This window comes from Enterobacter cloacae complex sp. R_G8 (assembly GCF_024599795.1).
Lineage (GTDB): Bacteria > Pseudomonadota > Gammaproteobacteria > Enterobacterales > Enterobacteriaceae > Enterobacter > Enterobacter dissolvens.
In genome coordinates this window covers 3,421,352-3,442,916 of record NZ_CP102246.1, presented here as the reverse complement: position 1 = coordinate 3,442,916, position 21,565 = coordinate 3,421,352, and the positions used below count along the sequence as shown (strand labels likewise).

Genomic DNA, 21,565 nt, shown 5'->3' with positions numbered 1-21,565 from the left:
GGGATGTTGCTAAAGAAAAATCGTGGTCATCAGCTGTCAGCGTTGAGTTTGTGTCTGGCGGTGATGTTTGCTCCACTGTTAAGCGCTCAGGCCGATGAGCCTGAAGTTGTACCGTCAGACAGTTCCGCGACGATGGGGGCGCAGCCGACGTCGCTGTCACAACCGCTGGATCAATCTCCGGCGACGGCCATTATGGCGGGTATCAGGCCGCTACCCGAAGGTATCGACGCCGGCGCGCTCCGCCAGCAGCTTCTTACCGGACTTCCTGCCGGATATACGCCTGCCTACATTAACCAGCTTGCGCTGCTTTATGCCGCACGTGATATGAAGCCGATGTGGGAAAACCGGGACGCCGTGCGGGCTTTCCAGCAGCAACTGGCGGAAGTCGCCATTGCAGGTTTTCAGCCGCAATTCACCACCTGGGTTGAGCTCCTGACCGATCCGACTGTAACCGGTCAGGCGCGCGATGTGGTGCTGTCTGATGCCATGATGGGCTACCTCCAGTTTGTGGCGGGTATTCCGGTCAATGGCAACCGCTGGTTATACAGTGAAAAACCGTACAAGCTGGCGACACCGGCGCTGTCGGTCATTAACCAGTGGCAACTGGCGCTGGATAACGGAGAGCTGCCGCGCTTTATCGCAAGCCTGGCGCCGGCGCATCCGCAATATGCCACCATGCATCAGTCGCTGCTTGAGCTGGTTGCCGATTCCCGCCCGTGGCCTCAGGTGCGTGGCACAACCACGCTTCGTCCGGGGCAGTGGAGCAGCGATGTCCCGGCGATCCGCGAAATTATGAAACGCTCCGGCATTCTCGAAAGCGGTCCTAAGATTGCGCTGCCTGGCGACGATACGCAAAGCGCGGTCGTCAGCCCGTCGGCCCCGGTAAAAGAGAAAAAGGCCGTTGCACAGAGCAACAAACCCGCCGCCTACGATCGCGAGCTGGTCGCGGCGGTTAAGCAGTTCCAGGCCGCGCAGGGGCTGGGCGCAGACGGGGTGATCGGTCCATCCACCCGCGACTGGCTCAACGTCTCGCCTGCTCAGCGCGCTGGGGTGCTGGCGCTGAATATCCAGCGTTTACGCCTGCTGCCGGGAACGCTGTCGACCGGGATTATGGTGAATATTCCGGCGTATTCGCTGGTTTATTATCAGAACGGTAGCGAGGTGCTGGCCTCCCGGGTGATTGTGGGGCGGCCTGACCGAAAAACGCCGATGATGAGCAGCGCCCTGAATAACGTGGTGGTAAACCCGCCGTGGAACGTGCCGCCGACGCTGGCGCGCAAGGATATTCTGCCTAAGGTCTGGAACGATCCTGGCTATCTGGAGCGTCATAACTATACGGTGATCCGCGGCTGGAACAGCAAAGAGACGATCGATCCGTGGATGGTTGACTGGTCAACGATTACGCCGTCGAACCTGCCATTCCGTTTCCAGCAGGCTCCGGGTGCGCATAACTCGCTGGGGCGCTATAAATTCAACATGCCAAGTTCGGACGCTATCTATTTGCATGATACGCCGAACCATAATCTGTTCCAGAAAGATGCCCGCGCGCTCAGCTCAGGCTGCGTTCGTGTGAATAAGGCATCGGAACTGGCGAATATGCTGTTGCAGGATGCGGGCTGGAACGATACGCGCATTTCTGATGCGCTGAAACAAGGGGATACGCGTTACGTTAATATTCGACACAATATTCCGGTCAATCTTTACTATCTGACGGCGTTTGTTGGCGAAGATGGGCGTACTCAGTATCGTACAGATATTTACAATTATGATCTCACCGCGCGATCCGGCGCACAAATTTTGCCAAAAGCTGAACAATTAATCAGGTAAATGAAGCAGTTCGGGAAAAAAGGTTGTCGTAAGTTAGGGTAAATACGTGGCGATATGGCTGGAAGCCGCGTATTTGCTGGGGTTGGGTGCCTTGACGTCGTCGGCTTTGCCAGTTAAGGTGCCCTTCGTGCGCTAAGCATATTACGATTTCTTTGACCTGTAGACCTGATTATCATGGACAAATTTGACGCTAATCGCCGCAAACTGCTGGCGTTAGGTGGTGTTGCGCTCGGCGCAGCGGCCATCCTGCCGACGCCAGCATTTGCCACCCTCTCGACACCTCGTCCGCGTATTTTAACGCTCAACAATCTGCATACTGGTGAGTCGCTAAAAGCGGAGTTCTTCGATGGCAGAGGCTATATTCAGGATGAATTAGCAAGACTTAACCATTTTTTCCGTGATTTCCGCGCGAATAAAGTAAAAGCCATCGACCCAGGATTATTTGACCAGTTGTTCCGCCTTCAGGGCCTGCTGGGTACCAGCAAGCCGGTGCAACTCATTTCTGGTTATCGTTCCATTGATACCAATAATGAATTGCGCGCCCGCAGCCGTGGGGTAGCGAAAAAAAGCTATCACACCAGGGGACAGGCAATGGACTTCCATATTGAAGGCGTTTCGTTAGCCAATATTCGCAAAGCTGCGTTATCTATGCGCGCAGGTGGTGTAGGATATTACCCAAGTAGTAACTTTGTGCATATTGATACCGGTCCAGTTCGGCACTGGTAATAACGAAACACAGGAGCAGTATGAACTATCGTATTATTCCGGTTACGGCGTTCTCCCAGAATTGTTCATTGATCTGGTGTGAGCAAACCAAACTGGCCGCGCTTGTCGATCCCGGCGGTGACGCTGAGAAGATCAAACAGGAAGTTGCAGAAAGCGGTGTGACGCTGATGCAGATTTTACTGACGCATGGTCACCTTGACCATGTCGGCGCAGCGGCGGAGCTGGCACAGCACTATGGTGTGCCGGTGATCGGTCCGGAAAAAGAAGATGAGTTCTGGCTGCAGGGTTTGCCAGCCCAAAGCCGCATGTTTGGCCTCGATGAGTGTCAGCCGCTGACGCCCGATCGCTGGTTAAACGAAGGAGAGCGTGTGAACGTAGGGAATGTGACTTTACAGGTGTTGCATTGTCCTGGGCATACGCCAGGCCATATCGTCTTCTTTGATGACCAGTCTCGTCTGCTGATTTCCGGCGATGTGATTTTCAAAGGTGGCGTAGGACGCAGCGATTTTCCGCGTGGCGACCACGGACAGCTGATCCAGTCGATTAAACAGAAGTTATTGCCACTGGGTGATGACGTGACGTTTATCCCTGGACATGGCCCGATGTCGACGCTGGGCTACGAGCGGGTGCATAACCCCTTCCTTCAGGATGAAATGCCTGTCTGGTAAATCCGGATAATAAAAAAAGCCTGCATAGTGCAGGCTTTTTTGTGGGCGCTAATTACATTACAGTACGGCGACAATCGCTTCGCACAGTGGCGCCATGTTGTCAGGGGTCATACCTGCAACGTTCACGCGGCCAGAGGCCACGGCGTACACGCCAAACTCTTCACGCAGACGCAGTACCTGCTCTTTGGTCAGGCCGCTGAAAGAGAACATCCCGTTCTGCTTAATAATAAAGCTGAAGTCACGGTCAGCCCCTTTCTCAGCCAGAGTATTTACAAACAGCAGGCGCATGCGCTGAATACGCTGACGCATATCGTTCAGCTCTTGTTCCCAGATCGCACGCAGCGCATCGTTGCTCAGAATGGTGGCAACGACAGAGGCACCGTGTGCCGGTGGGTTAGAGTAGTTTGCGCGGATCACAGATTTCATCTGGCTGAACGCACGCTCTGCGGTCTCTTCGCTTGCCGCGACCAGCGTACAGGCGCCTACGCGCTCATTGTACAGGCCAAAATTCTTGGAGTAGGAGCTTGCAACGATCAGCTCCTGATGGACAGCTGCGAATGCGCGCAGACCTTCAGCATCTTCTTCCAGACCACGGGCAAAGCCCTGATAGGCGAAGTCAAACAACGGCAGCCAGCCTTTCTCAACGGAGAGCTTAGCCAGGTGTTCCCACTGCTCAAGCGTAGGATCAATACCGGTTGGGTTGTGGCAGCAACCGTGGAACAGTACCACGTCACCTGCCTGTGCTTCGCTCAGGCTTGCCAGCAGGCCATCGAAGTCCAGAGCGTGGTGTGCGGCGTCATAATACGCATATTCGCACACTTCCAGACCCGCAGAGTTAAAGACGCTCTTGTGGTTCGGCCAGCTTGGATTGCTCACCCAGACACGCTTAACAGCGGTATTTTTTGCAAGGAAATCCGCCGCCACGCGCAGTGCGCCGGTACCGCCAGGCGTTTGTGCTGTGCGCGCGCGTTTGTCGCTCACAATTGTACTACCTTTACCGAACAGCAGCTCCTGCGTGCAACGACCAAACTCAGGGATACCATCAATACCGAGGTAGTTCTTGGTGGTTTCATTTTCCAGCAGATACTGCTCAGCTTTTTTTACGCTGGTCAGTACCGGGGTTTTGCCGGTTTCATCTTTATATACACCAATACCCAGGTTGATTTTGCCAGGGCGGTCGTCGGCACGAAACAGATCGGCCAGGCCCAGAATAGGGTCGGCAGGAGCGGCGGTAATGTTCTCAAACATGACGAAGTTCCATTGTGATTACAGAAGTGAAATCCGCTATCAGGTTAACGGTAGATTTACAAAATGCCAACCGTTTGCGACGAAAAGCGTGCGGCTTTTCAAAAGTCGCCATTATTTTCTGTCAGGCATAAAAAAACAGGGCCGAAGCCCTGTTCATTAAGCATATAACAAAGTGGTGTACTGATTAGAACTGGTAAGTTACAGCCATTGCAACCTGGTCGTCTTTACCGTTCACGATACCCACGCTACGAGAGTAGTCGGTGTCGTCGATCAGGTTCAACTGGTAGTCAACATAGATGTTGAAGTTTTTGTTGAAGTAGTAAGTCGCACCGAGTTCAACAAATTTCTGCAGGTCAGCATCGCCGCCCGCGAAGGTGCCGCGCTGAGCCAGGTTTTTACCTTTAGACTGAACGTAGGACACGGATGGACGCAGACCGAAGTCGAACTGGTACTGAGCGATAACTTCGAAGTTCTGAGTTTTGTTTGCGAATGAACCGTCTTCTTCACGGGTCATGTTGCGGGTTTCAGCGTAGGTGGTTGCCAGGTAGATGTTGTTCGCATCGTACTTAGCACCAACAGCCCATGCTTCCGCTTTCTCGCCTTTACCGTCAGCGGTCTGCCGGTTAGTACGGTCAGAGTTGCTGTATGCGCCGATCAGGCCGAAACCTTCGCCGAACTCATAACCAACAGAGGTACCAAAACCGTCACCGTTAGCGGTTTTAACGTCGGTACGATCGTTTTTACCCTGATACTGCAGGCCCAGGCTCAGGCCATCAACCAGACCGAAGAAGTCAGAGTTACGATAGGTCAGAACGCCAGTGGTACGGCCGGTCATGAAGTTATCAGAGTAGTTAGCCCAGGTCATACCTGAGTAGGATGGCGCCATATCGGTGTAAGATTCTACATCGTAAACGATACCGTAGTTACGGCCGTAGTCGATGGAACCTGCATCACCAGCTTTCAGGCCAGCGAACGCCAGACGGGTACGCTGAGTCTGGCTGCTTTCTGGCTGGCTTGCCAGAGCACGGTATTCCCACTGGCCGTAACCGGTCAGTTGGTCATTGATTTGGGTTTCGCCTTTGAAACCGATCTGAGCATAGGTAGCATCGCTGCTGTCTGTGTTGTCACCGGAGGTCACGAAATCGTGCTCACCAACCACTTTCCCGTACAGATCCAGTTTGTTGCCGTTTTTGTTATAGATTTCTGCAGCGTTAGCTGCACCGGCTACCAGCAGGGCAGGGATTACCACTGCCAGAATATTGCGCTTCATCATTATTTATTACCCTCATTGGTTTTTTTATGACACTCGCCACTGCCGCCAATAAATTCCGTCAATAAATATTTCCGGAACTATTGATGAGAGTTTGGTGTCTTTATGTATCTGTCAGGCATCTTTCCATTCATAGAACCGTTTCGCTAGCCTGAAAGTGCTACAATTTTCAAGATTGAGTAACAAAAAGAAATTATATGTAACTAAATGTGTATTTTTCGGAACTTTGTGAACCACCTCAAATTTCAGAAAGACGTGGCGAATTAAACGGCAAGCAGATTCCTATATATATGAATTCCTTATAATTAATTTAGATAAAGGCAATTCGTATACGCGCACCTTCAACGACTCATTTTTTCTTATGACCCAAAAAGGACTTCTGGATGGCTGTGATTTTGGTTGAAATTTGTGCTATTGCTTGAGGATTAAATAATCGCAATAAGAATAGGGTTTATTTTTTGTTCGTAGATATTTCGTGGAAACAAAACGTAACAACTAGTGGTTGTGACGGGGTCAAAGTTGAAAGGTGCTTACTTTTCGCTGACGAAAATTGACAGAGCAGAATAAAATAATGGCCAGCAAATGCTGGCCATTATGATTTTGGTTACTTAGAAGCTGGCATTACGCGGCGTACGTGGGAACGGAATAACGTCACGTACGTTCTGAACACCTGTGACGTAGGCGATCAGACGTTCGAAGCCCAGACCAAAGCCTGAGTGTGGCACAGTACCGTAACGGCGCAGATCGCGATACCAGCTGTAATCCGCTGGATTGAGCCCCATCTCTTGCATGCGCGCATCCAGCACGTCCAGACGCTCTTCACGCTGGGAACCACCGATAATTTCACCAATGCCCGGTGCCAGTACGTCCATTGCGGCAACGGTTTTACCGTCTTCGTTAAGGCGCATATAGAACGCCTTAATGTCTTTCGGATAGTTTTTCACAACAACCGGTGCTTTGAAGTGCTTCTCAGCCAGGTACCGCTCATGCTCGGAAGAGAGATCCACGCCCCAGTAAACCGGGTTCTCAAACGTCTCACCACATTTCTCGAGAATAGCGACTGCATCGGTGTAATCCACCTGGGCAAAGTCGGAGGAAACAAAGCGCTCCAGACGTGCAATCGCTTCGTTATCGACACGCTCAGCGAAGAATTTCATGTCATCAGCACGTTCTTCCAGTACCGCTTTGAAGACATACTTGAGCATGGATTCCGCCAGGCCAGCGACATCGTTCAGGTCTGCGAAAGCCACTTCAGGCTCCAGCATCCAGAATTCCGCCAGGTGACGGCTGGTGTTGGAGTTTTCCGCACGGAAGGTTGGGCCGAAGGTGTAGATTTTAGACAGCGCACAGGCGTAGGTTTCGCCGTTGAGCTGGCCGGACACTGTCAGGAAGGCTTCTTTACCAAAGAAGTCTTTGTCAAAGTCCACTTTACCTTCCGGCGTGCGCGGCAGGTTTTCCAGATCCAGCGTCGAGACGCGGAACATTTCGCCAGCACCTTCGGTATCGGAGGCGGTGATCAACGGGGTAGACACCCAGAAATAACCCTGCTCGTCGAAGAAGCGATGCAGTGCCTGCGCCAGCGTGTGGCGGACACGGGCAACCGCACCAATCAGGTTAGTGCGCGGACGCAGGTGAGCCACTTCACGCAGATATTCGATGCTGTGACGTTTTGCTGCCATCGGGTAGGTGTCCGGATCTTCAACCCAGCCGGTCACTTCAATGGCCGTGGCCTGAATTTCAAAACTCTGACCCTGTCCCGGTGATGCAACAACCACGCCGGTAACAATTACGGAACAACCCGTTGTCAGGTGCAGAACGTCATCATTGTAATTGGGCAGAGAATTATTAATGACGGCCTGTACAGGATCAAAGCAGGAACCGTCATAGACGGCAAGGAAGGAGATGCCAGCTTTAGAATCTCGGCGGGTACGCACCCATCCGCGCACGGTGACTTCCTGGTCAACAGCGACACGGCCCTGGAGTACGTCGGCTACAGGCACAACGCTCATAATATTCTCTCTGTTAATAGTCGGAAAAAATAAACACTTGTCCACCCAAATGGGGGGATATCTATGTTACCTGCCATCCGCTATCAGACAAGTAAATTTCGCAGTCAAAAGAGAAGAATTAAGAAATAAATAAGAAGTAGGGAGCCATTTGGCTCCCTTAAGCGCTTAACTGGCTTTTTTGACCTGAGGGAGATCGAAAGCTTTGCGTAACGCGCGGACAAATGCTTTGTCATGACAGATGGTTTTACCCGGGCTATCGGAGAGCTTCGCTACCGGCTTGCCGTTACATTCCACCAGTTTTATCACAATATTCAGCGGTTTTACCTGAGGGATGTCACAGGTTAAACGGGTGCCAATCCCGAAGCTCAGGTTCACTCGGGTACTGAAATGGCGATAGAGTTCAACCGCTTTCGCGAGATCGAGGTTATCGGAGAAGACCAGCACCTTGCTCATCGGGTCGATGCCGAGTTTTTCGTAATGCGCGATCGCCTTCTCACCCCATTCAACCGGATCCCCGGAGTCATGGCGTAACCCCTGGTAACGCTCAGCGAACTCAGGGCCGAAATCACGCAGGAACGCATCCATCGTGATGCAGTCGGTCAGGGCGATGCCGAGTTGATTCGGATACTCGTCAAGCCACGCGGCCAGTGCGGCACGTTGGCTGTTGGCCAGATCTGGACTGATCTGCTGATGTGCCTGGAACCATTCATGTGCCTGGGTACCCATCGGTGTCAGGTTCAGACGACGCGCCAGATCGTAATTACTGGTGCCCACGAACCACGGCTCCTGCTGCAGACGCTCGACAATGGCCTGCTGAACGTCGCGAGAGAAACGGCGACGCGTGCCAAAGTCCATCAGGCGGAAGCGGGACATATCCAGCCCATCCGTCAGGGTGGCAAACCCCGTGAGTTTGTTTTCCAGCGCGGCCAGTGCCTGAGTCACCCCGGTTTCCGGCGAACGGTAGCGGTGAGCCAGCTCGCTGATCACGGCCAGCAGCGGAACTTCCCACATGATCACTTCGCGCCATGGGCCTTCAAGGCGAATATCCAGCTTGCCGTTATCATTGGTGACGGTGACCTGCTCTGGCTTATAGCGGAAGTCGCGTAGCCAGTTCAGATAGTCAGCTTTAAAGAAAGGCAGGCCGGAAAGCCACTGGTATTCGTCGTCCTGCAACGTCAGATGCTGCATAGCATCGACCTGTTCACGAATGGAGTCTGCGTAGATACCAAGCAAGTCGTCGCCACGGCAGCGAAATTCCGCCGCAACATCAACATCATAGTAATGGTGGAAAACGGCTTGCTGCATGTGCAGTTTATACGCGTCGGTATCCAGCAACGTATGCAGAACAGGAGAAGCGAATCGAGTCATAGGTGCGCAGTAGCATCCTCTCACAGGAGCGTTTAGTACAATAAACAACTCCGGAGTATACCTTGTTTAGTGATTTATTGAACCCCGATCACAACATAAGCGCTCATTATGGTCGAGGGCATTTTGTGCCCCGTGTTATACAAATGTAGCAAAAAGGGTGTTTGTACCTGAAAAGATGAACATTCTGCATAGCGCGATCTACACAACAGGAATAGACTGGATTCGTTATTCGACAAACGATGCATAAGGTTTTCTATGACACAACAGCCACAAGCCAAATACCGCCACGACTATCGTGCGCCGGATTACCTGATTAGCGATATCGATCTGACTTTTGACCTGGATGCCACTAAAACCGTTGTGACGGCGGTAAGCCAGGTGACGCGCCACAGCGCGACGGCAGTGCCGCTGCGTCTGGATGGCGAAGACCTGACGCTGGTCTCCCTGCATATTAATGATGCCGCCTGGACTGACTATAAAGAAGAAGGCAACCAGCTGGTTATCGACAACCTGCCGGAACGCTTTACGCTGCGCATCGTGAATGAAATCAGCCCTGCCGCCAATACGGCGCTCGAAGGGCTTTACCAGTCTGGCGTGGCGCTGTGCACCCAGTGTGAAGCGGAAGGTTTCCGCCACATCACCTGGTATCTCGACCGTCCGGACGTGCTGGCGCGCTTTACCACCAAAATCATCGCGGACAAAACGCTTTATCCTTTCCTGCTCTCCAACGGTAACCGCGTGGGTGAGGGCGAGCTGGAAAATGGCCGTCACTGGGTACAGTGGCAGGATCCTTTCCCGAAACCATGCTACCTGTTTGCGCTGGTGGCGGGTGATTTCGACGTCTTACGCGACACCTTCAAAACCCGTTCTGGCCGCGAAGTGGCGCTGGAACTGTTCGTTGACCGTGGCAACCTCGATCGCGCGCCATGGGCGATGACCTCGCTTATCAACTCCATGAAGTGGGACGAAGAGCGTTTTGGTCTGGAATACGATCTCGACATCTATATGATCGTCGCCGTCGACTTCTTCAACATGGGGGCGATGGAGAACAAAGGTCTCAACATCTTTAACTCCAAATACGTGCTGGCCCGTACCGATACCGCTACCGATAAAGACTACCTCGATATCGAGCGCGTTATTGGCCACGAGTATTTCCATAACTGGACCGGTAACCGCGTTACCTGCCGCGACTGGTTCCAGCTGAGCCTGAAAGAAGGTCTGACCGTATTCCGTGACCAGGAGTTCAGCTCAGATTTGGGCTCGCGGGCGGTTAACCGCATCAACAACGTACGCACCATGCGTGGGTTACAGTTTGCGGAAGATGCCAGCCCGATGGCGCACCCCATTCGTCCGGACAAAGTCATCGAGATGAACAACTTCTACACCCTGACGGTGTATGAAAAAGGGGCGGAGATTATCCGGATGATCCACACCCTGCTGGGTGAGGAGAACTTCCAGAAAGGGATGCAGCTCTATTTCGAGCGTCACGACGGCAGCGCCGCCACCTGCGATGATTTTGTGCAGGCGATGGAAGATGCCTCCAACGTGGATCTCTCTCACTTCCGTCTCTGGTACAGCCAGGCCGGTACGCCGGTTGTCACCGTGAAAGATGATTACAATCCGGAGACCGAGCAGTACACCCTGACCATCAGCCAGCGCACGCCGCCAACGGCTGAGCAGGAAGAGAAACATCCGCTGCACATTCCGTTCAGCATTGAACTGTATGATAACGAAGGCAAAGTGATCCCGCTGCAGAAGGGCGGCCACCCGGTACACCATGTGCTGAACGTGACCCAGGCGGAGCAGACCTTTATCTTCGATAACGTCTATTTCCAGCCGGTGCCTGCGCTGCTGTGTGAATTCTCTGCGCCAGTGAAACTGGAGTACAAGTGGAGCGATCAGCAGCTGACGTTCCTGATGCGTCACGCCCGCAACGATTTCTCCCGCTGGGATGCCGCGCAAAGCCTGCTGGCGACGTACATCAAGCTGAACGTGAATCGCCATCAGCAGGGCCAGCCGCTGTCGCTGCCGGTTCATGTGGCTGACGCGTTCCGGGCGGTCCTGCTGGACGAGCATATCGATCCGGCTCTGGCGGCGGAAATTCTGACACTGCCGTCAGCCACCGAAATTGCTGAGCTGTTCGATATCATCGATCCGATTGCCATCGTGGCAGTGCGTGAAGCGCTGACCCGCACGCTGGCGGCCGAACTGGCGGACGAGTTCCTGGCAATCTATAACGCCAACAAGCTGGATGCGTACCGCGTGGAACATGAGGACATCGGCAAACGTTCCCTGCGCAATACCTGCCTGCGCTACCTTGCTTTTGGTGACGTGGACCTGGCGAACACGCTGGTGAGCAAGCAGTATCACGAAGCGGATAACATGACCGATGCGCTGGCCGCCCTGGCGTCGAGTGTTGCTGCCGAATTGCCGTGCCGCGATGCGCTGATGCAGGAGTACGACGACAAGTGGCACCAGGATGGTCTGGTGATGGACAAGTGGTTCATTCTGCAGGCGACCAGCCCGGCGGCCGATGCGCTGAGCAATGTCCGCAGCCTGCTGAAGCACCGCTCCTTCACCATGAGCAACCCGAACCGCGTTCGCTCCCTGATTGGCGCGTTTGCCAGCAGCAACCCGGCAGCGTTCCATGCGGAAGACGGCAGCGGTTATCAGTTCATGGTGGAAATGCTGACCGAGCTGAACAGCCGTAATCCGCAGGTGGCATCACGTCTGATTGAGCCGCTGATCCGTCTGAAACGCTATGACGCGAAGCGTCAGGAGAAGATGCGTGCTGCGCTTGAGCAGCTTAAAGGGCTGGAAAATCTCTCTGGCGATCTGTACGAGAAGATTTCGAAGGCGCTGGCGTAATATAAACGTTAATCCCACCCTCTCCCCGTGGGAGAGGGCCGGGTGAAGGCATCAGGCATTAGCCGTAATCAACGCGCGCTCATTCACACCACGCTTCATTACCCGCTCCAGCACCTCCGCTTCCAGTTCTGCCAGTCTTGCCGAACCGACACGTCGAGGACGTGGAATATCCACCGTCAGATCCAGACCTATTTTCCCTTCTTCTATAAGCAACACCCGGTCGGCCATGGCGACGGCTTCGCTCACGTCGTGCGTCACCAGCAAAACCGTAAAACCATGCTCCTGCCAGAGTGAGGCAATCAGATCCTGCATTTCAATCCTCGTCAGGGCATCAAGTGCCCCGAGCGGCTCATCGAGCAGCAGCAGGCCTGGACGATGTATCAACGCCCGCGCCAGTGCTACACGCTGTTTTTGCCCGCCAGAGAGGGCCGCAGGCCATTCACCGGCGCGATCCTCCAGCCCGACGGCGGCCAGCGCCTGGCGCGCCTCCTCCCGCCAGTGGCCATTCAGACCCAGCCCGACGTTATCAATTACCGTTTTCCAGGGCAGCAGGCGCGCGTCCTGAAACATCATGCGGGTATCATCCTGAATATTGGCAAGCGGCGTTGTCCCTGCCAGAATTTCCCCGCCGTTCGGGGCTTCCAGCCCGGCTAACAGGCGCAGCAGCGTACTCTTACCGCCGCCGCTGCGACCGACCACGGCCACAAATTGCCCGGCGGGGATATGCAGATCCAGGGCGTTAAGAATGGTTTTTTCGCCGTAGCGTTTTGTGACGCCGTTGAGTAACAGCGGTGTCCCCTGTGTGAGTCGGGCGGTATTCATGCTTTCGCCTCCTGAGAGAAATAGGCCGGGTTCCAGCGCAGCCAGCTACGTTCCAGCCACTGGGCGCTGACGTCAGCGAGTTTGCCCAGCAGGGCGTAAAGGATAATGGCGACCACCACCACGTCCGTTTGCAGGAATTCACGGGCGTTCATCGCCAGATAACCGATACCGGAGTTGGCTGAGATGGTCTCTGCGACGATCAGCGTCAGCCACATCAGGCCGAGCGCAAAGCGAACGCCGACCATAATGGAGGGCAGGGCACCTGGCAGGAGCACATGGATAAACAGGGCAAATCCTGATAACCCGTAGCTGCGTGCCATCTCAACCAGCCCGCGATCGATATTGCGGATCCCATGCCAGGTATTGATGTAAATCGGGAACAGCGTGCCCAGCGCCACGAGGAAAATTTTGGCACTCTCATCAATACCAAACCACAAAATGACCAGTGGGATCAGCGCCAGATGCGGTACGTTGCGCAGCATCTGAATAGAGGTATCCAGTAAACGCTCACCCCAACGGGAAAGGCCACTGATTAACCCCAGTACCAGGCCGATGCTGCCGCCGATGGAAAACCCAATCAACGCGCGCCACGAGCTAATGGCCAGGTGCTGCCACAGCTCGCCGCTGGCACTCAGCGACCAGAAGGCTTCGATAACGCCCTCCGGAGAGGGCAAAATGCGGCTCGAAAGCCAGCCGGTGGAGGAGGCCAGTTGCCAGATAAGGACTATGCCGACAGGTAAAAACCACGGGGCGGCCCGCAGCAGCCATTTGTGTGAGGTGACGAACATGGCAACTCCTTAGCTTTGCGCGACTTTTCGTGGAATAAACTCGTTGGCCACGGCTTCGCCCTGAAGCTGCAGCTGTCGGGGCTGCGGAATGTCCGGGATGGCGACATCCAGATGCGGGAACAGCAGTTCACCCACTTTGTACGCCTCTTCAAGATGCGGATAGCCCGACAGGATAAAACTGTCGATACCCAGCTCAGCATATTCATTGATACGCGCTGCCACGGTCGGACCGTCACCCACCAGCGCGGTACCCGCACCACCCCGTACCAGGCCGACACCCGCCCACAGATTCGGACTGATCTCCAGATTCTCGCGTTTGCCGTTATGTAATGAGGCCATCCGGTGTTGTCCTACGGAGTCGGTTTTCGCAAATGCCGCCTGCGCTTTGGCGATGGTCTCATCGTCCAGATGTGAAATCAGCCGGTCTGCGGCCTGCCAGGCCTCTTCGTTGGTTTCACGCACAATCACGTGCAGGCGAATGCCAAAGCGTACCTTGCGGCCGTGAGCGGCGGCTTTGGCCCGCACCTGGGCGATTTTCTCTTTCACCAATTCAGGAGGTTCACCCCAGGTCAGATAGAGATCGACCTGTTCTGCCGCCAGATCCTGCGCCACATCCGACGATCCGCCGAAGTAAAGTGGCGGACGCGGCTGCTGAACAGGCGGGAAGTAAAGTTTCGCGTCACGTACATGAATATGTTTGCCTTCAAAGGTGACCGTTTCGCCCTCAAGCAGACGGCGCCAGACGCGGGTGAACTCGGCGGAGGCCTCATAGCGTTCCGTATGATCGAGGAACACGCCGTCACCGGCCAGCTCCTGCGGATCGCTGCCGGTGACCAGGTTAAACAGCGCGCGTCCGTTGGAAAGTCTGTCGAGCGTTGCCGCCTGACGGGCAGCAACGGTCGGGGAAACCACGCTCGGGCGTAATGCCACCAGGAATTTCAGGCGCTGGGTGACCGGGATCATCGACGCGGCGACCAGCCAGGCGTCTTCGCACGAGCGACCGGTGGGGATCAGCACGCCGGTGAAACCGATTCGGTCTGCCGCCTGCGCAATCTGCTGCAGGTACCCGTGATCAACCGGGCGCGAACCCTCTTCGGTACCAAGATAGTGTCCATCACCGTGGGTAGGTAAAAACCAGAAAAGATTCAGACTCATGATTTGGCTCCTTCTTTGGCTGTGGGCTGCCAGATGCGTTCGCGAATGTTCACCTGTTTTGGAACTAAGCGGTTTTGATAAAAGAGGTCAGCAGTCTGTTGCTGCAGGGCTGCGACATGCGCGTCCACCGGGGTGATGGTGGTGGGTGGACGGTGGTTGAGATAGCTGGCGATCACCGCCTCCGGTAAGCCCATGGTTTTCGCCAGCAGGGTGATGCTCTCCGGTCGCTGGCTTTGCGTCAGGGTATCGGCCTCGGTAAAGGTATTCAGGACCTCCTGAACAAAGGCACCGTTTTTCTCGGCATATGGACGGGCAGCGAGGTAGAACGAACCGGTTTGTTTCAGTGTGGTGCCATCTTTTAACACCCGCACGCCACCCTGCAATAATGCCGCGGAGTAGTAAGGATCCCAGATGGCCCACGCGTCAACATTGCCTTGCTGGAAGGCGGCGCGTGCATCAGCCGGAGTCAGATAGACGGGCTGAATATCGGTGAACTTTAGCCCGGCCTCCTGCAGGGCGCGGAGCAGCAGGTTGTGCGAGCTGGAACCTTTCTGGAACGCGACTTTGTGACCCTTAAGTTCGGCCACATTTTTTATGGCGCTGTTTTCAGGCACCAGAATCACCTCCGCTTTGGGTTTCGGGGGTTCAACGCCGACGTAGACCAGATCCGCCCCGGCCGCCTGTGCAAAGATCGGTGGAATATCGCCGGTACTGCCTAAATCGATGCTGCCGACGTTCAATGCCTCCAGCATCTGGGGGCCGGCAGGAAACTCCACCCAGGAGAATTTGGTCTGTGGGAAGCGTTTTTCCAGAAGCTGGTGGCTTTTGGCCAGCACCATGCTGACGCTGCCTTTCTGGTAACCAATGCGCAAACTGTCAGGTGCCGTCTCTGCTGCATGGGCCAGTGACGAGAGTGCCAGCAGACCAGCCAGGCTAATTCGACTCAGTGTTTTAAACATGCGCGACTCCTTGTGGCTGTCCAAACGCAGGGGCCTGAATATCGCGACGGTGCAGGGCATGCCAGAACGTTTCCAGTGCGCTGTCGAGGCGGGTTTGCAGGTTCGGTGTGACATGAGGTTTATGCTGGTAATCGATCACCTGCGAGTCATCGGCGAAAACGCCGTGCAGGATCTCCTGCGCCTTCAACGCGTTCAGTACCGGCTTCAGGGCGTAATCCACCGCCAGTAAATGAGCAACCGTGCCGCCCGTTGCCAGCGGCAACACCACTTTGCCGTCAAGTGCACGTTCAGGCAGCAGATCGAGCAACGTTTTCAGTGCGCCTGAAAATGAGGCTTTATAAATCGGCGTCGCCACGATAAGCCCGTCAGCACTTTTGAGTTGTTCAGTCAGGGTTTTCAGTGCCGGGCTGTCAAAGCGGGCGTAGAGCAGATCCTCAGGCTCAAAGTTGTGCAGGTTCCAGTGGCACACTTCCACATCCAGCGCATTGAGCTTTTCGCGGGCATATTCCAGCAGGGCGCTGGAACGAGAAGGGAATCGTGGACTTCCGGCCAGGGTGATGACGCGCATGTGTGCTCCTTATAACTAATTGTTTGCTTTTATCTAACATTCATAACAATTTTCTGGAGTGTGACACTGCGCGGTTATTCCACTAAATGATTTATCTGCAATTAAAATGCGAAAAAGTGCATAACAAGTGTACTGACAGGTAAACGTTTGCGTTTTACGTCCATTTTTTTGCCACAGGTCAATTCCCTTTCCGGGCAGGATCGCACATAATCCCCTCCCGGTTTGCACACCGGGAATCCAGGAGAGTTCATGTACTACCCCTTCGTTCGTAAAGCCCTTTTCCAGCTCGACCCTGAGCGCGCTCATGAATTTACATTCCAGCAGTTACGCCGTATTACGGGTACGCCGCTGGCCGCACTGGTGCGTCAGAATGTGCCGGAAAAACCTGTGCAGTGCATGGGTCTGACCTTTAAAAACCCGCTGGGTCTGGCGGCCGGTCTGGATAAAAATGGCGAGTGCATTGATGCCCTGGGCGCGATGGGCTTTGGTTCCATCGAAATCGGTACCGTCACGCCGCGTCCGCAGCCAGGTAATGATAAGCCGCGTCTGTTCCGCCTGGTTGAAGCCGAGGGGCTGATCAACCGCATGGGCTTTAATAACCTCGGCGTGGATCATCTGGTAGAGAACGTCAAAAAAGCTCATTTCGATGGCGTATTAGGCATCAATATTGGCAAAAATAAAGACACGCCGGTTGAGCAGGGTAAAGATGACTATCTGATTTGTATGGATAAAGTCTACGCCTATGCCGGTTATATCGCCGTGAATATTTCATCGCCGAATACCCCGGGGCTACGTTCTCTGCAATATGGTGAAGCGCTGGACGATCTTCTGAGCGCCATTAAAAATAAACAAAATGCACTGCAGGCGATCCACCATAAATATGTCCCGGTGGCGGTTAAGATCGCACCGGATCTTTCTGCTGAAGAATTGATCCAGGTTGCCGACAGTTTAGTTCGTCATAATATTGATGGTGTGATTGCAACCAATACGACGCTCGATCGCTCCCTCGTTCAGGGAATGAAAAACTGTGACGAAGCGGGTGGGTTAAGTGGACGTCCGGTACAATTAAAAAGTACGGAAATTATTCGCGCACTCTCCGCCGAATTAAAAGGTCGTCTACCCATTATCGGTGTCGGTGGTATCGATTCGGTGATTGCTGCGCGCGAGAAGATGGCTGCGGGAGCCTCACTGGTGCAAATCTATTCCGGCTTTATTTTTAAAGGACCGCCACTGATTAAAGAAATCGTTACTCATATCTAATCTTTTCTCTTAATCAGACAACCAGGGCTTTATTTCCAGCCCTGGTTGTTTTATATTCCGTCACTGTTGCTTATTTAGACATTATAGTCTTTTATTAATGGTGTTATAAACGAAGCGACAATCAGGACATTTTTAGTACAGGACGTTTGGGGACGGGAGAGAAACATGCGAATTAAACCTGACGATAACTGGCGCTGGTATTTTTGTGACGAGCATGACCGTATGATGCTCGATTTAGCCAATGGTATGTTGTTCCGCTCTCGTTTTGCCCGTCGCATGTTAACCCCGGACGCTTTCTCCCCGTCTGGTTTTTGTGTCGACGACGCTGCGCTTTATTTCTCTTTTGAAGAGAAATGCCGTGACCTGCAGCTCTCAAAAGAACAGCGTGCCGAACTGGTATTAAACGCGCTGGTGGCGATTCGTTTCCTGAAACCGCAAATGCCAAAAAGCTGGCATTTTCTGCCGCACGACATGAACTGGACGCCAGCCACGGGCGACGCGGCCAGCGTCAATCTGAGCGATACCGCAGAAGAGGTGAGTTTGCTGGTAGTGGAACCTGGCGAAAATGCTGCGCTTTGTCTGCTGGCCCAGCCCGGCGTGACCATTGCCGGGCGGACGATGCAGCTCGGGGATGCTATTAAAGTGATGAATGACAGGCTGAAACCGCAGCTTCGCGTAGATTCGTTCAGCCTGGAACAGGCGGTTTAAGCTTCCAGCTGTACTGACGTTTTAGGAATACAGCTGCAGCACAGGATCGTCCCGTCATCACCCATTGCTGATTTCTTCAGCGCACTCACTTCGCCCCCGACCAGCTTGATACGACAGCATCCACAGATACCCGCCCGACAGGAATACGGGATGCGGATCCCGGCTTGCTCCAGTTGCTCAAGTAAAACCTGCTGATTGTTTCCCCGAATAACGCGGCCCTGCCAGTGAATATCCACCGCCGAACTGGTTTGCATCTCAACGTCGACAAACTCTTCTTCCTGACCTGCGCCGTATACGCGTGCTGGCCCACGGGCGAGAATTTCCACCTCGTCGCCCACGCGGATGACCCCGCTGGAGCGTGGAATAAGATTCTGGCCGAAATCCACATCGCCATTGTCCTGCGCAGTGCGGAACGACTGCAGGGTTTTCAGCGGCTCGCCGGAAGGGTGTTTCTGGCCTTTCTCCGGGCTCACGGTTGTGAAGATACAGCGGCTGCACGGCTTCACGACATCAAAAATCACGCTGCCGATGCGGATCACTTTCCAGGTGTCTTCTTCCCAGGCTTCAGTGCCGGTCACCACCAGATTCGGTCGAAATTGCTCCATCTGCACGCTGGCCTTACAGCGGCGCTGCAGGTCACGCAGTGACGCTTCGTTGGTTAACAGGAACGGAAAGCCATCGGCGAACGAAAGGGGAACCGCTTCGTGGCGCTTGACGCGTCGTGTCAGCGCCGGACCCACCCAGCGCAGCTGTACCTCGCGGGAGAAGAAGCCGCTCAGCCAGCGGTTAATTTCGTCCGGGGCAATGCGAGCGGTAAAATGATTGCCCCACACTTCCGTTGGCGCATCGACAGGCGCAAAATCAGCAAAGCGAATCACTACACTGGAGTCATCCGGCGCGGTGAGGTGCAGACCGTCGTGAAGCGGTGAAGGCGTAAAGCGAACCATCTGCGGGAACTGGCGTGCGGTAATGAATGTACCGTCAGGCTCGGTGACCATAAAAATACGATCGAAGGCAAATCCGCTTATGTCAGCCAGCGCGTGAGAAACGCCGATACCGCGCATGGATTTCACCGGATGAATAAAAAGCCTGGATAACGTCGCCACTGTGCACAGTCCCTCGAATGAAAATAAGCCTTCAACTTTATGACATACACGTCATATTAGCTATAATGCGCGACAATTTTCTTAGAGTAAAAGTGACGATATGAATTCTCTGTTTGCCAGTACGGCCCGTGGGCTGGAAGAGCTGTTAAAAACTGAACTGGAAACCCTGGGCGCGCAAGAGTGCCAGGTGGTTCAGGGTGGTGTCCATTTTGAGGGCGACACACGGCTTATTTACCAGAGCCTGATGTGGAGCCGTCTGGCGTCGCGCATCATGCTGCCGATGAAAGAGTGCAAGGTCTACAGCGATCTTGACCTCTATACCGGCGTACAGATGATCGACTGGACAGAGATCTTCACGCCAGATGCCACCTTTGCGGTGCATTTTAACGGCGTAAACGATGAGATCCGCAACAGCCAGTACGGCGCGCTGCGTGTGAAAGACGCCATCGTGGACTGTTTTACGCGTAAAAATAAAGAACGACCAAACGTCGATCGTGAAAACCCGGATCTGCGCATTAACGTCTGGCTCAATGGCGATACCGCCAGTATCTCTCTGGATCTGAGCGGGGCGGGTCTGCATCTGCGTGGCTACCGCGATCGCACCGGTATGGCGCCCATCAAAGAAACCCTGGCCGCCGCCATCGTGATGCGCTCCGGCTGGCAGCCGGGAACGCCACTGCTCGACCCCATGTGTGGATCCGGCACGCTGCTGATTGAAGCCGCCATGCTGGCGACTGACCGCGCTCCCGGCCTGCATCGTGGCCACTGGGGCTTTAGCGGCTGGGCGCAGCACGATGAAGCCCTCTGGAAAGAGATCAAAGCTGAAGCACAGGCCCGTGCGCGTAAAGGTCTGGCCGAGTACACCTCCCATTTCTATGGCTCTGACAGCGACCCGCGCGTGATTGAACGTGCGCGCAGCAATGCCCGTCGCGCGGGTATCGGTGAGCTGGTGACCTTTGATGTGAAAGATGTCGCGAACCTGACCAACCCGCTGCCGAAAGGCCCGTACGGTACGGTTATTAGCAACCCGCCATACGGTGAACGTCTGGACAGCGAACCGGCGCTGATTGCGCTGCACAGCCTGCTGGGCCGTAATATGAAAGACTACTTTGGCGGCTGGAATCTCTCCCTGTTTAGCGCTTCACCAGAACTGCTGAGCTGCCTGCAGCTGCGCGCAGATCGCCAGTTTAAAGCGAAGAATGGCCCGCTGGATTGCGTGCAGAAAAACTACCATCTGGCGGAGAAAGCGGCGGACAGTAAACCGTCGGGTGTGGCGGAAGATTACGCCAACCGTCTGCGCAAGAACCTGAAGAAATTTGAAAAATGGGCTAAACAGGAAGGCATTGAATGCTATCGCCTGTATGACGCTGACCTCCCGGAATACAACGTGGCGGTTGACCGCTATGCCGACTGGGTGGTGATTCAGGAATATGCTCCACCAAAGACCATTGATGCGCAAAAAGCGCGCCAGCGCATGCTGGACGTCATTGCTGCGACCATTGCCGTGCTTGGCATTGCGCCAAACAAGCTGGTGCTGAAAACCCGCGAGCGTCAGAAAGGGAAAAACCAGTATCAGAAGATGGGGGAGAAGGGCGACTTTATCGAAGTGGGCGAATACAACGCTCGCCTGTGGGTTAACCTGACGGATTACCTCGATACCGGGCTGTTCCTCGACCACCGCATTGCCCGTCGTATGCTGGGCCAGATGAGCAAAGGTAAGGACTTCCTTAACCTGTTCTCTTACACCGGCAGCGCCAGCGTGCACGCGGGCTTGGGCGGCGCGCGCAGCACCACCACGGTGGATATGTCGCGTACCTATCTGGAGTGGGCGGAGCGCAACCTGCGTCTCAACGGCCTGACCGGACGCCAGCATCGTCTGATGCAGGCTGATGTCCTGGGCTGGCTGCGTGACACCGATGAACAGTTTGATCTGATCTTCATCGATCCACCAACATTCTCCAACTCCAAGCGTATGGAAGATAGCTTTGATGTTCAACGCGATCACCTGCGCCTGATGACCGACCTGAAGCGCCTCCTGCGTAAAGGCGGCACGATTATGTTCTCGAACAACAAACGCGGTTTCCGCATGGATCACGACGGCCTGGCCGCGCTGGGACTGAAAGCACAAGAAATCAGCCAAAAAACGCTGTCTCAGGACTTTGCCCGTAACCGTCAGATCCATAACTGCTGGCTTATCACCGCGGCCTGAAAGGAA

16 protein-coding genes and 1 pseudogene are annotated in these 21,565 nt (G+C 54.5%); 7 read left to right on the top strand and 10 right to left on the bottom strand.

Annotated features, from left to right (window positions below; translation table 11 throughout):
* The first annotated feature begins 3 nt into the window (after nucleotides 1-3).
* The 3 genes from ldtD to NQ842_RS16395 all read left to right on the top strand — a co-directional run bounded on the left by ldtD (nucleotide 4) and on the right by NQ842_RS16395 (nucleotide 3,221).
* Nucleotides 4-1,827 (top strand): L,D-transpeptidase, encoded by a 1,824-nt coding sequence (ldtD, locus tag NQ842_RS16405; RefSeq protein ID WP_014831296.1) that lies wholly within the window; start codon nucleotides 4-6, stop codon nucleotides 1,825-1,827.
* A gap of 174 nt (nucleotides 1,828-2,001) precedes the next feature.
* Nucleotides 2,002-2,553 (top strand): YcbK family protein, encoded by a 552-nt coding sequence (locus NQ842_RS16400; protein ID WP_013097290.1) that lies wholly within the window; start codon nucleotides 2,002-2,004, stop codon nucleotides 2,551-2,553.
* Between the two features lie 20 nt (nucleotides 2,554-2,573).
* On the top strand, nucleotides 2,574-3,221 hold the full coding sequence (locus tag NQ842_RS16395) for an MBL fold metallo-hydrolase (protein WP_013097289.1): 648 nt from the start codon (nucleotides 2,574-2,576) through the stop codon (nucleotides 3,219-3,221).
* 57 nt (nucleotides 3,222-3,278) lie between these two features.
* Here the strand turns inward: NQ842_RS16395 and NQ842_RS16390 are convergent, their stop codons facing one another.
* From NQ842_RS16390 to pncB, 4 genes are all read right to left on the bottom strand, one after another.
* Nucleotides 3,279-4,469, bottom strand: a complete 1,191-nt coding sequence (locus NQ842_RS16390) for an amino acid aminotransferase (RefSeq protein ID WP_096928469.1) — start codon at nucleotides 4,467-4,469, stop codon at nucleotides 3,279-3,281.
* A gap of 184 nt (nucleotides 4,470-4,653) precedes the next feature.
* Nucleotides 4,654-5,742 carry a porin gene (locus NQ842_RS16385; protein ID WP_050859796.1) on the bottom strand — a complete coding sequence of 363 codons (1,089 nt, stop codon included), beginning with the start codon at nucleotides 5,740-5,742 and terminating at the stop codon, nucleotides 4,654-4,656.
* 605 nt (nucleotides 5,743-6,347) lie between these two features.
* Nucleotides 6,348-7,748 carry an asparagine--tRNA ligase gene (asnS, locus tag NQ842_RS16380; RefSeq protein ID WP_096928470.1) on the bottom strand — a complete coding sequence of 467 codons (1,401 nt, stop codon included), beginning with the start codon at nucleotides 7,746-7,748 and terminating at the stop codon, nucleotides 6,348-6,350.
* A gap of 165 nt (nucleotides 7,749-7,913) precedes the next feature.
* Entirely contained in the window at nucleotides 7,914-9,116 is a 1,203-nt protein-coding gene (pncB, locus tag NQ842_RS16375; protein WP_096928471.1) for a nicotinate phosphoribosyltransferase, read from the bottom strand.
* 255 nt (nucleotides 9,117-9,371) lie between these two features.
* Between pncB and pepN the strand changes: the two genes are divergently transcribed.
* Nucleotides 9,372-11,984, top strand: coding sequence for an aminopeptidase N (gene pepN / locus NQ842_RS16370; RefSeq protein ID WP_257256073.1), 2,613 nt, complete (start codon nucleotides 9,372-9,374; stop codon nucleotides 11,982-11,984).
* 51 nt (nucleotides 11,985-12,035) lie between these two features.
* On the opposite strand, the gene ssuB is transcribed toward pepN, so the two are convergent.
* The 5 genes and pseudogenes from ssuB to ssuE all read right to left on the bottom strand — a co-directional run bounded on the left by ssuB (nucleotide 12,036) and on the right by ssuE (nucleotide 16,276).
* Nucleotides 12,036-12,806, bottom strand: a complete 771-nt coding sequence (ssuB, locus tag NQ842_RS16365) for an aliphatic sulfonates ABC transporter ATP-binding protein (protein WP_014831302.1) — start codon at nucleotides 12,804-12,806, stop codon at nucleotides 12,036-12,038.
* Nucleotides 12,803-13,594 carry an aliphatic sulfonate ABC transporter permease SsuC gene (ssuC, locus tag NQ842_RS16360; protein ID WP_257256071.1) on the bottom strand — a complete coding sequence of 264 codons (792 nt, stop codon included), beginning with the start codon at nucleotides 13,592-13,594 and terminating at the stop codon, nucleotides 12,803-12,805. The genes ssuB and ssuC overlap by 4 nt, the downstream gene beginning before the upstream one ends.
* Before the next feature lie 9 nt (nucleotides 13,595-13,603).
* A complete protein-coding gene (gene ssuD / locus NQ842_RS16355; protein WP_047362265.1) occupies nucleotides 13,604-14,749 on the bottom strand; it encodes an FMNH2-dependent alkanesulfonate monooxygenase in 1,146 nt (381 codons plus the stop codon).
* Nucleotides 14,709-15,708 (bottom strand): annotated as a pseudogene (locus NQ842_RS16350) (sulfonate ABC transporter substrate-binding protein). The gene ssuD and the pseudogene NQ842_RS16350 overlap by 41 nt, the downstream one beginning before the upstream one ends.
* Nucleotides 15,701-16,276, bottom strand: a complete 576-nt coding sequence (gene ssuE, locus NQ842_RS16345; protein ID WP_257256070.1) for an NADPH-dependent FMN reductase — start codon at nucleotides 16,274-16,276, stop codon at nucleotides 15,701-15,703. The pseudogene NQ842_RS16350 and the gene ssuE overlap by 8 nt, the downstream one beginning before the upstream one ends.
* 249 nt (nucleotides 16,277-16,525) lie before the next feature.
* Here ssuE and pyrD point away from each other — a divergent pair, with 249 nt between their 5' ends.
* Nucleotides 16,526-17,536 carry a quinone-dependent dihydroorotate dehydrogenase gene (gene pyrD, locus NQ842_RS16340; RefSeq protein WP_014831307.1) on the top strand — a complete coding sequence of 337 codons (1,011 nt, stop codon included), beginning with the start codon at nucleotides 16,526-16,528 and terminating at the stop codon, nucleotides 17,534-17,536.
* A gap of 165 nt (nucleotides 17,537-17,701) precedes the next feature.
* Nucleotides 17,702-18,244: a cell division protein ZapC gene (zapC, locus tag NQ842_RS16335; RefSeq protein WP_014831308.1), complete on the top strand. Its 543-nt coding sequence runs from the start codon at nucleotides 17,702-17,704 to the stop codon at nucleotides 18,242-18,244.
* Here the strand turns inward: zapC and NQ842_RS16330 are convergent.
* A complete protein-coding gene (locus NQ842_RS16330; protein ID WP_014831309.1) occupies nucleotides 18,241-19,350 on the bottom strand; it encodes a YcbX family protein in 1,110 nt (369 codons plus the stop codon). The genes zapC and NQ842_RS16330 overlap by 4 nt on opposite strands.
* 100 nt (nucleotides 19,351-19,450) lie before the next feature.
* Here NQ842_RS16330 and rlmKL point away from each other — a divergent pair, with 100 nt between their 5' ends.
* Nucleotides 19,451-21,559 carry a bifunctional 23S rRNA (guanine(2069)-N(7))-methyltransferase RlmK/23S rRNA (guanine(2445)-N(2))-methyltransferase RlmL gene (rlmKL, locus tag NQ842_RS16325; protein WP_248060182.1) on the top strand — a complete coding sequence of 703 codons (2,109 nt, stop codon included), beginning with the start codon at nucleotides 19,451-19,453 and terminating at the stop codon, nucleotides 21,557-21,559.
* Nucleotides 21,560-21,565 lie beyond the last annotated feature (6 nt).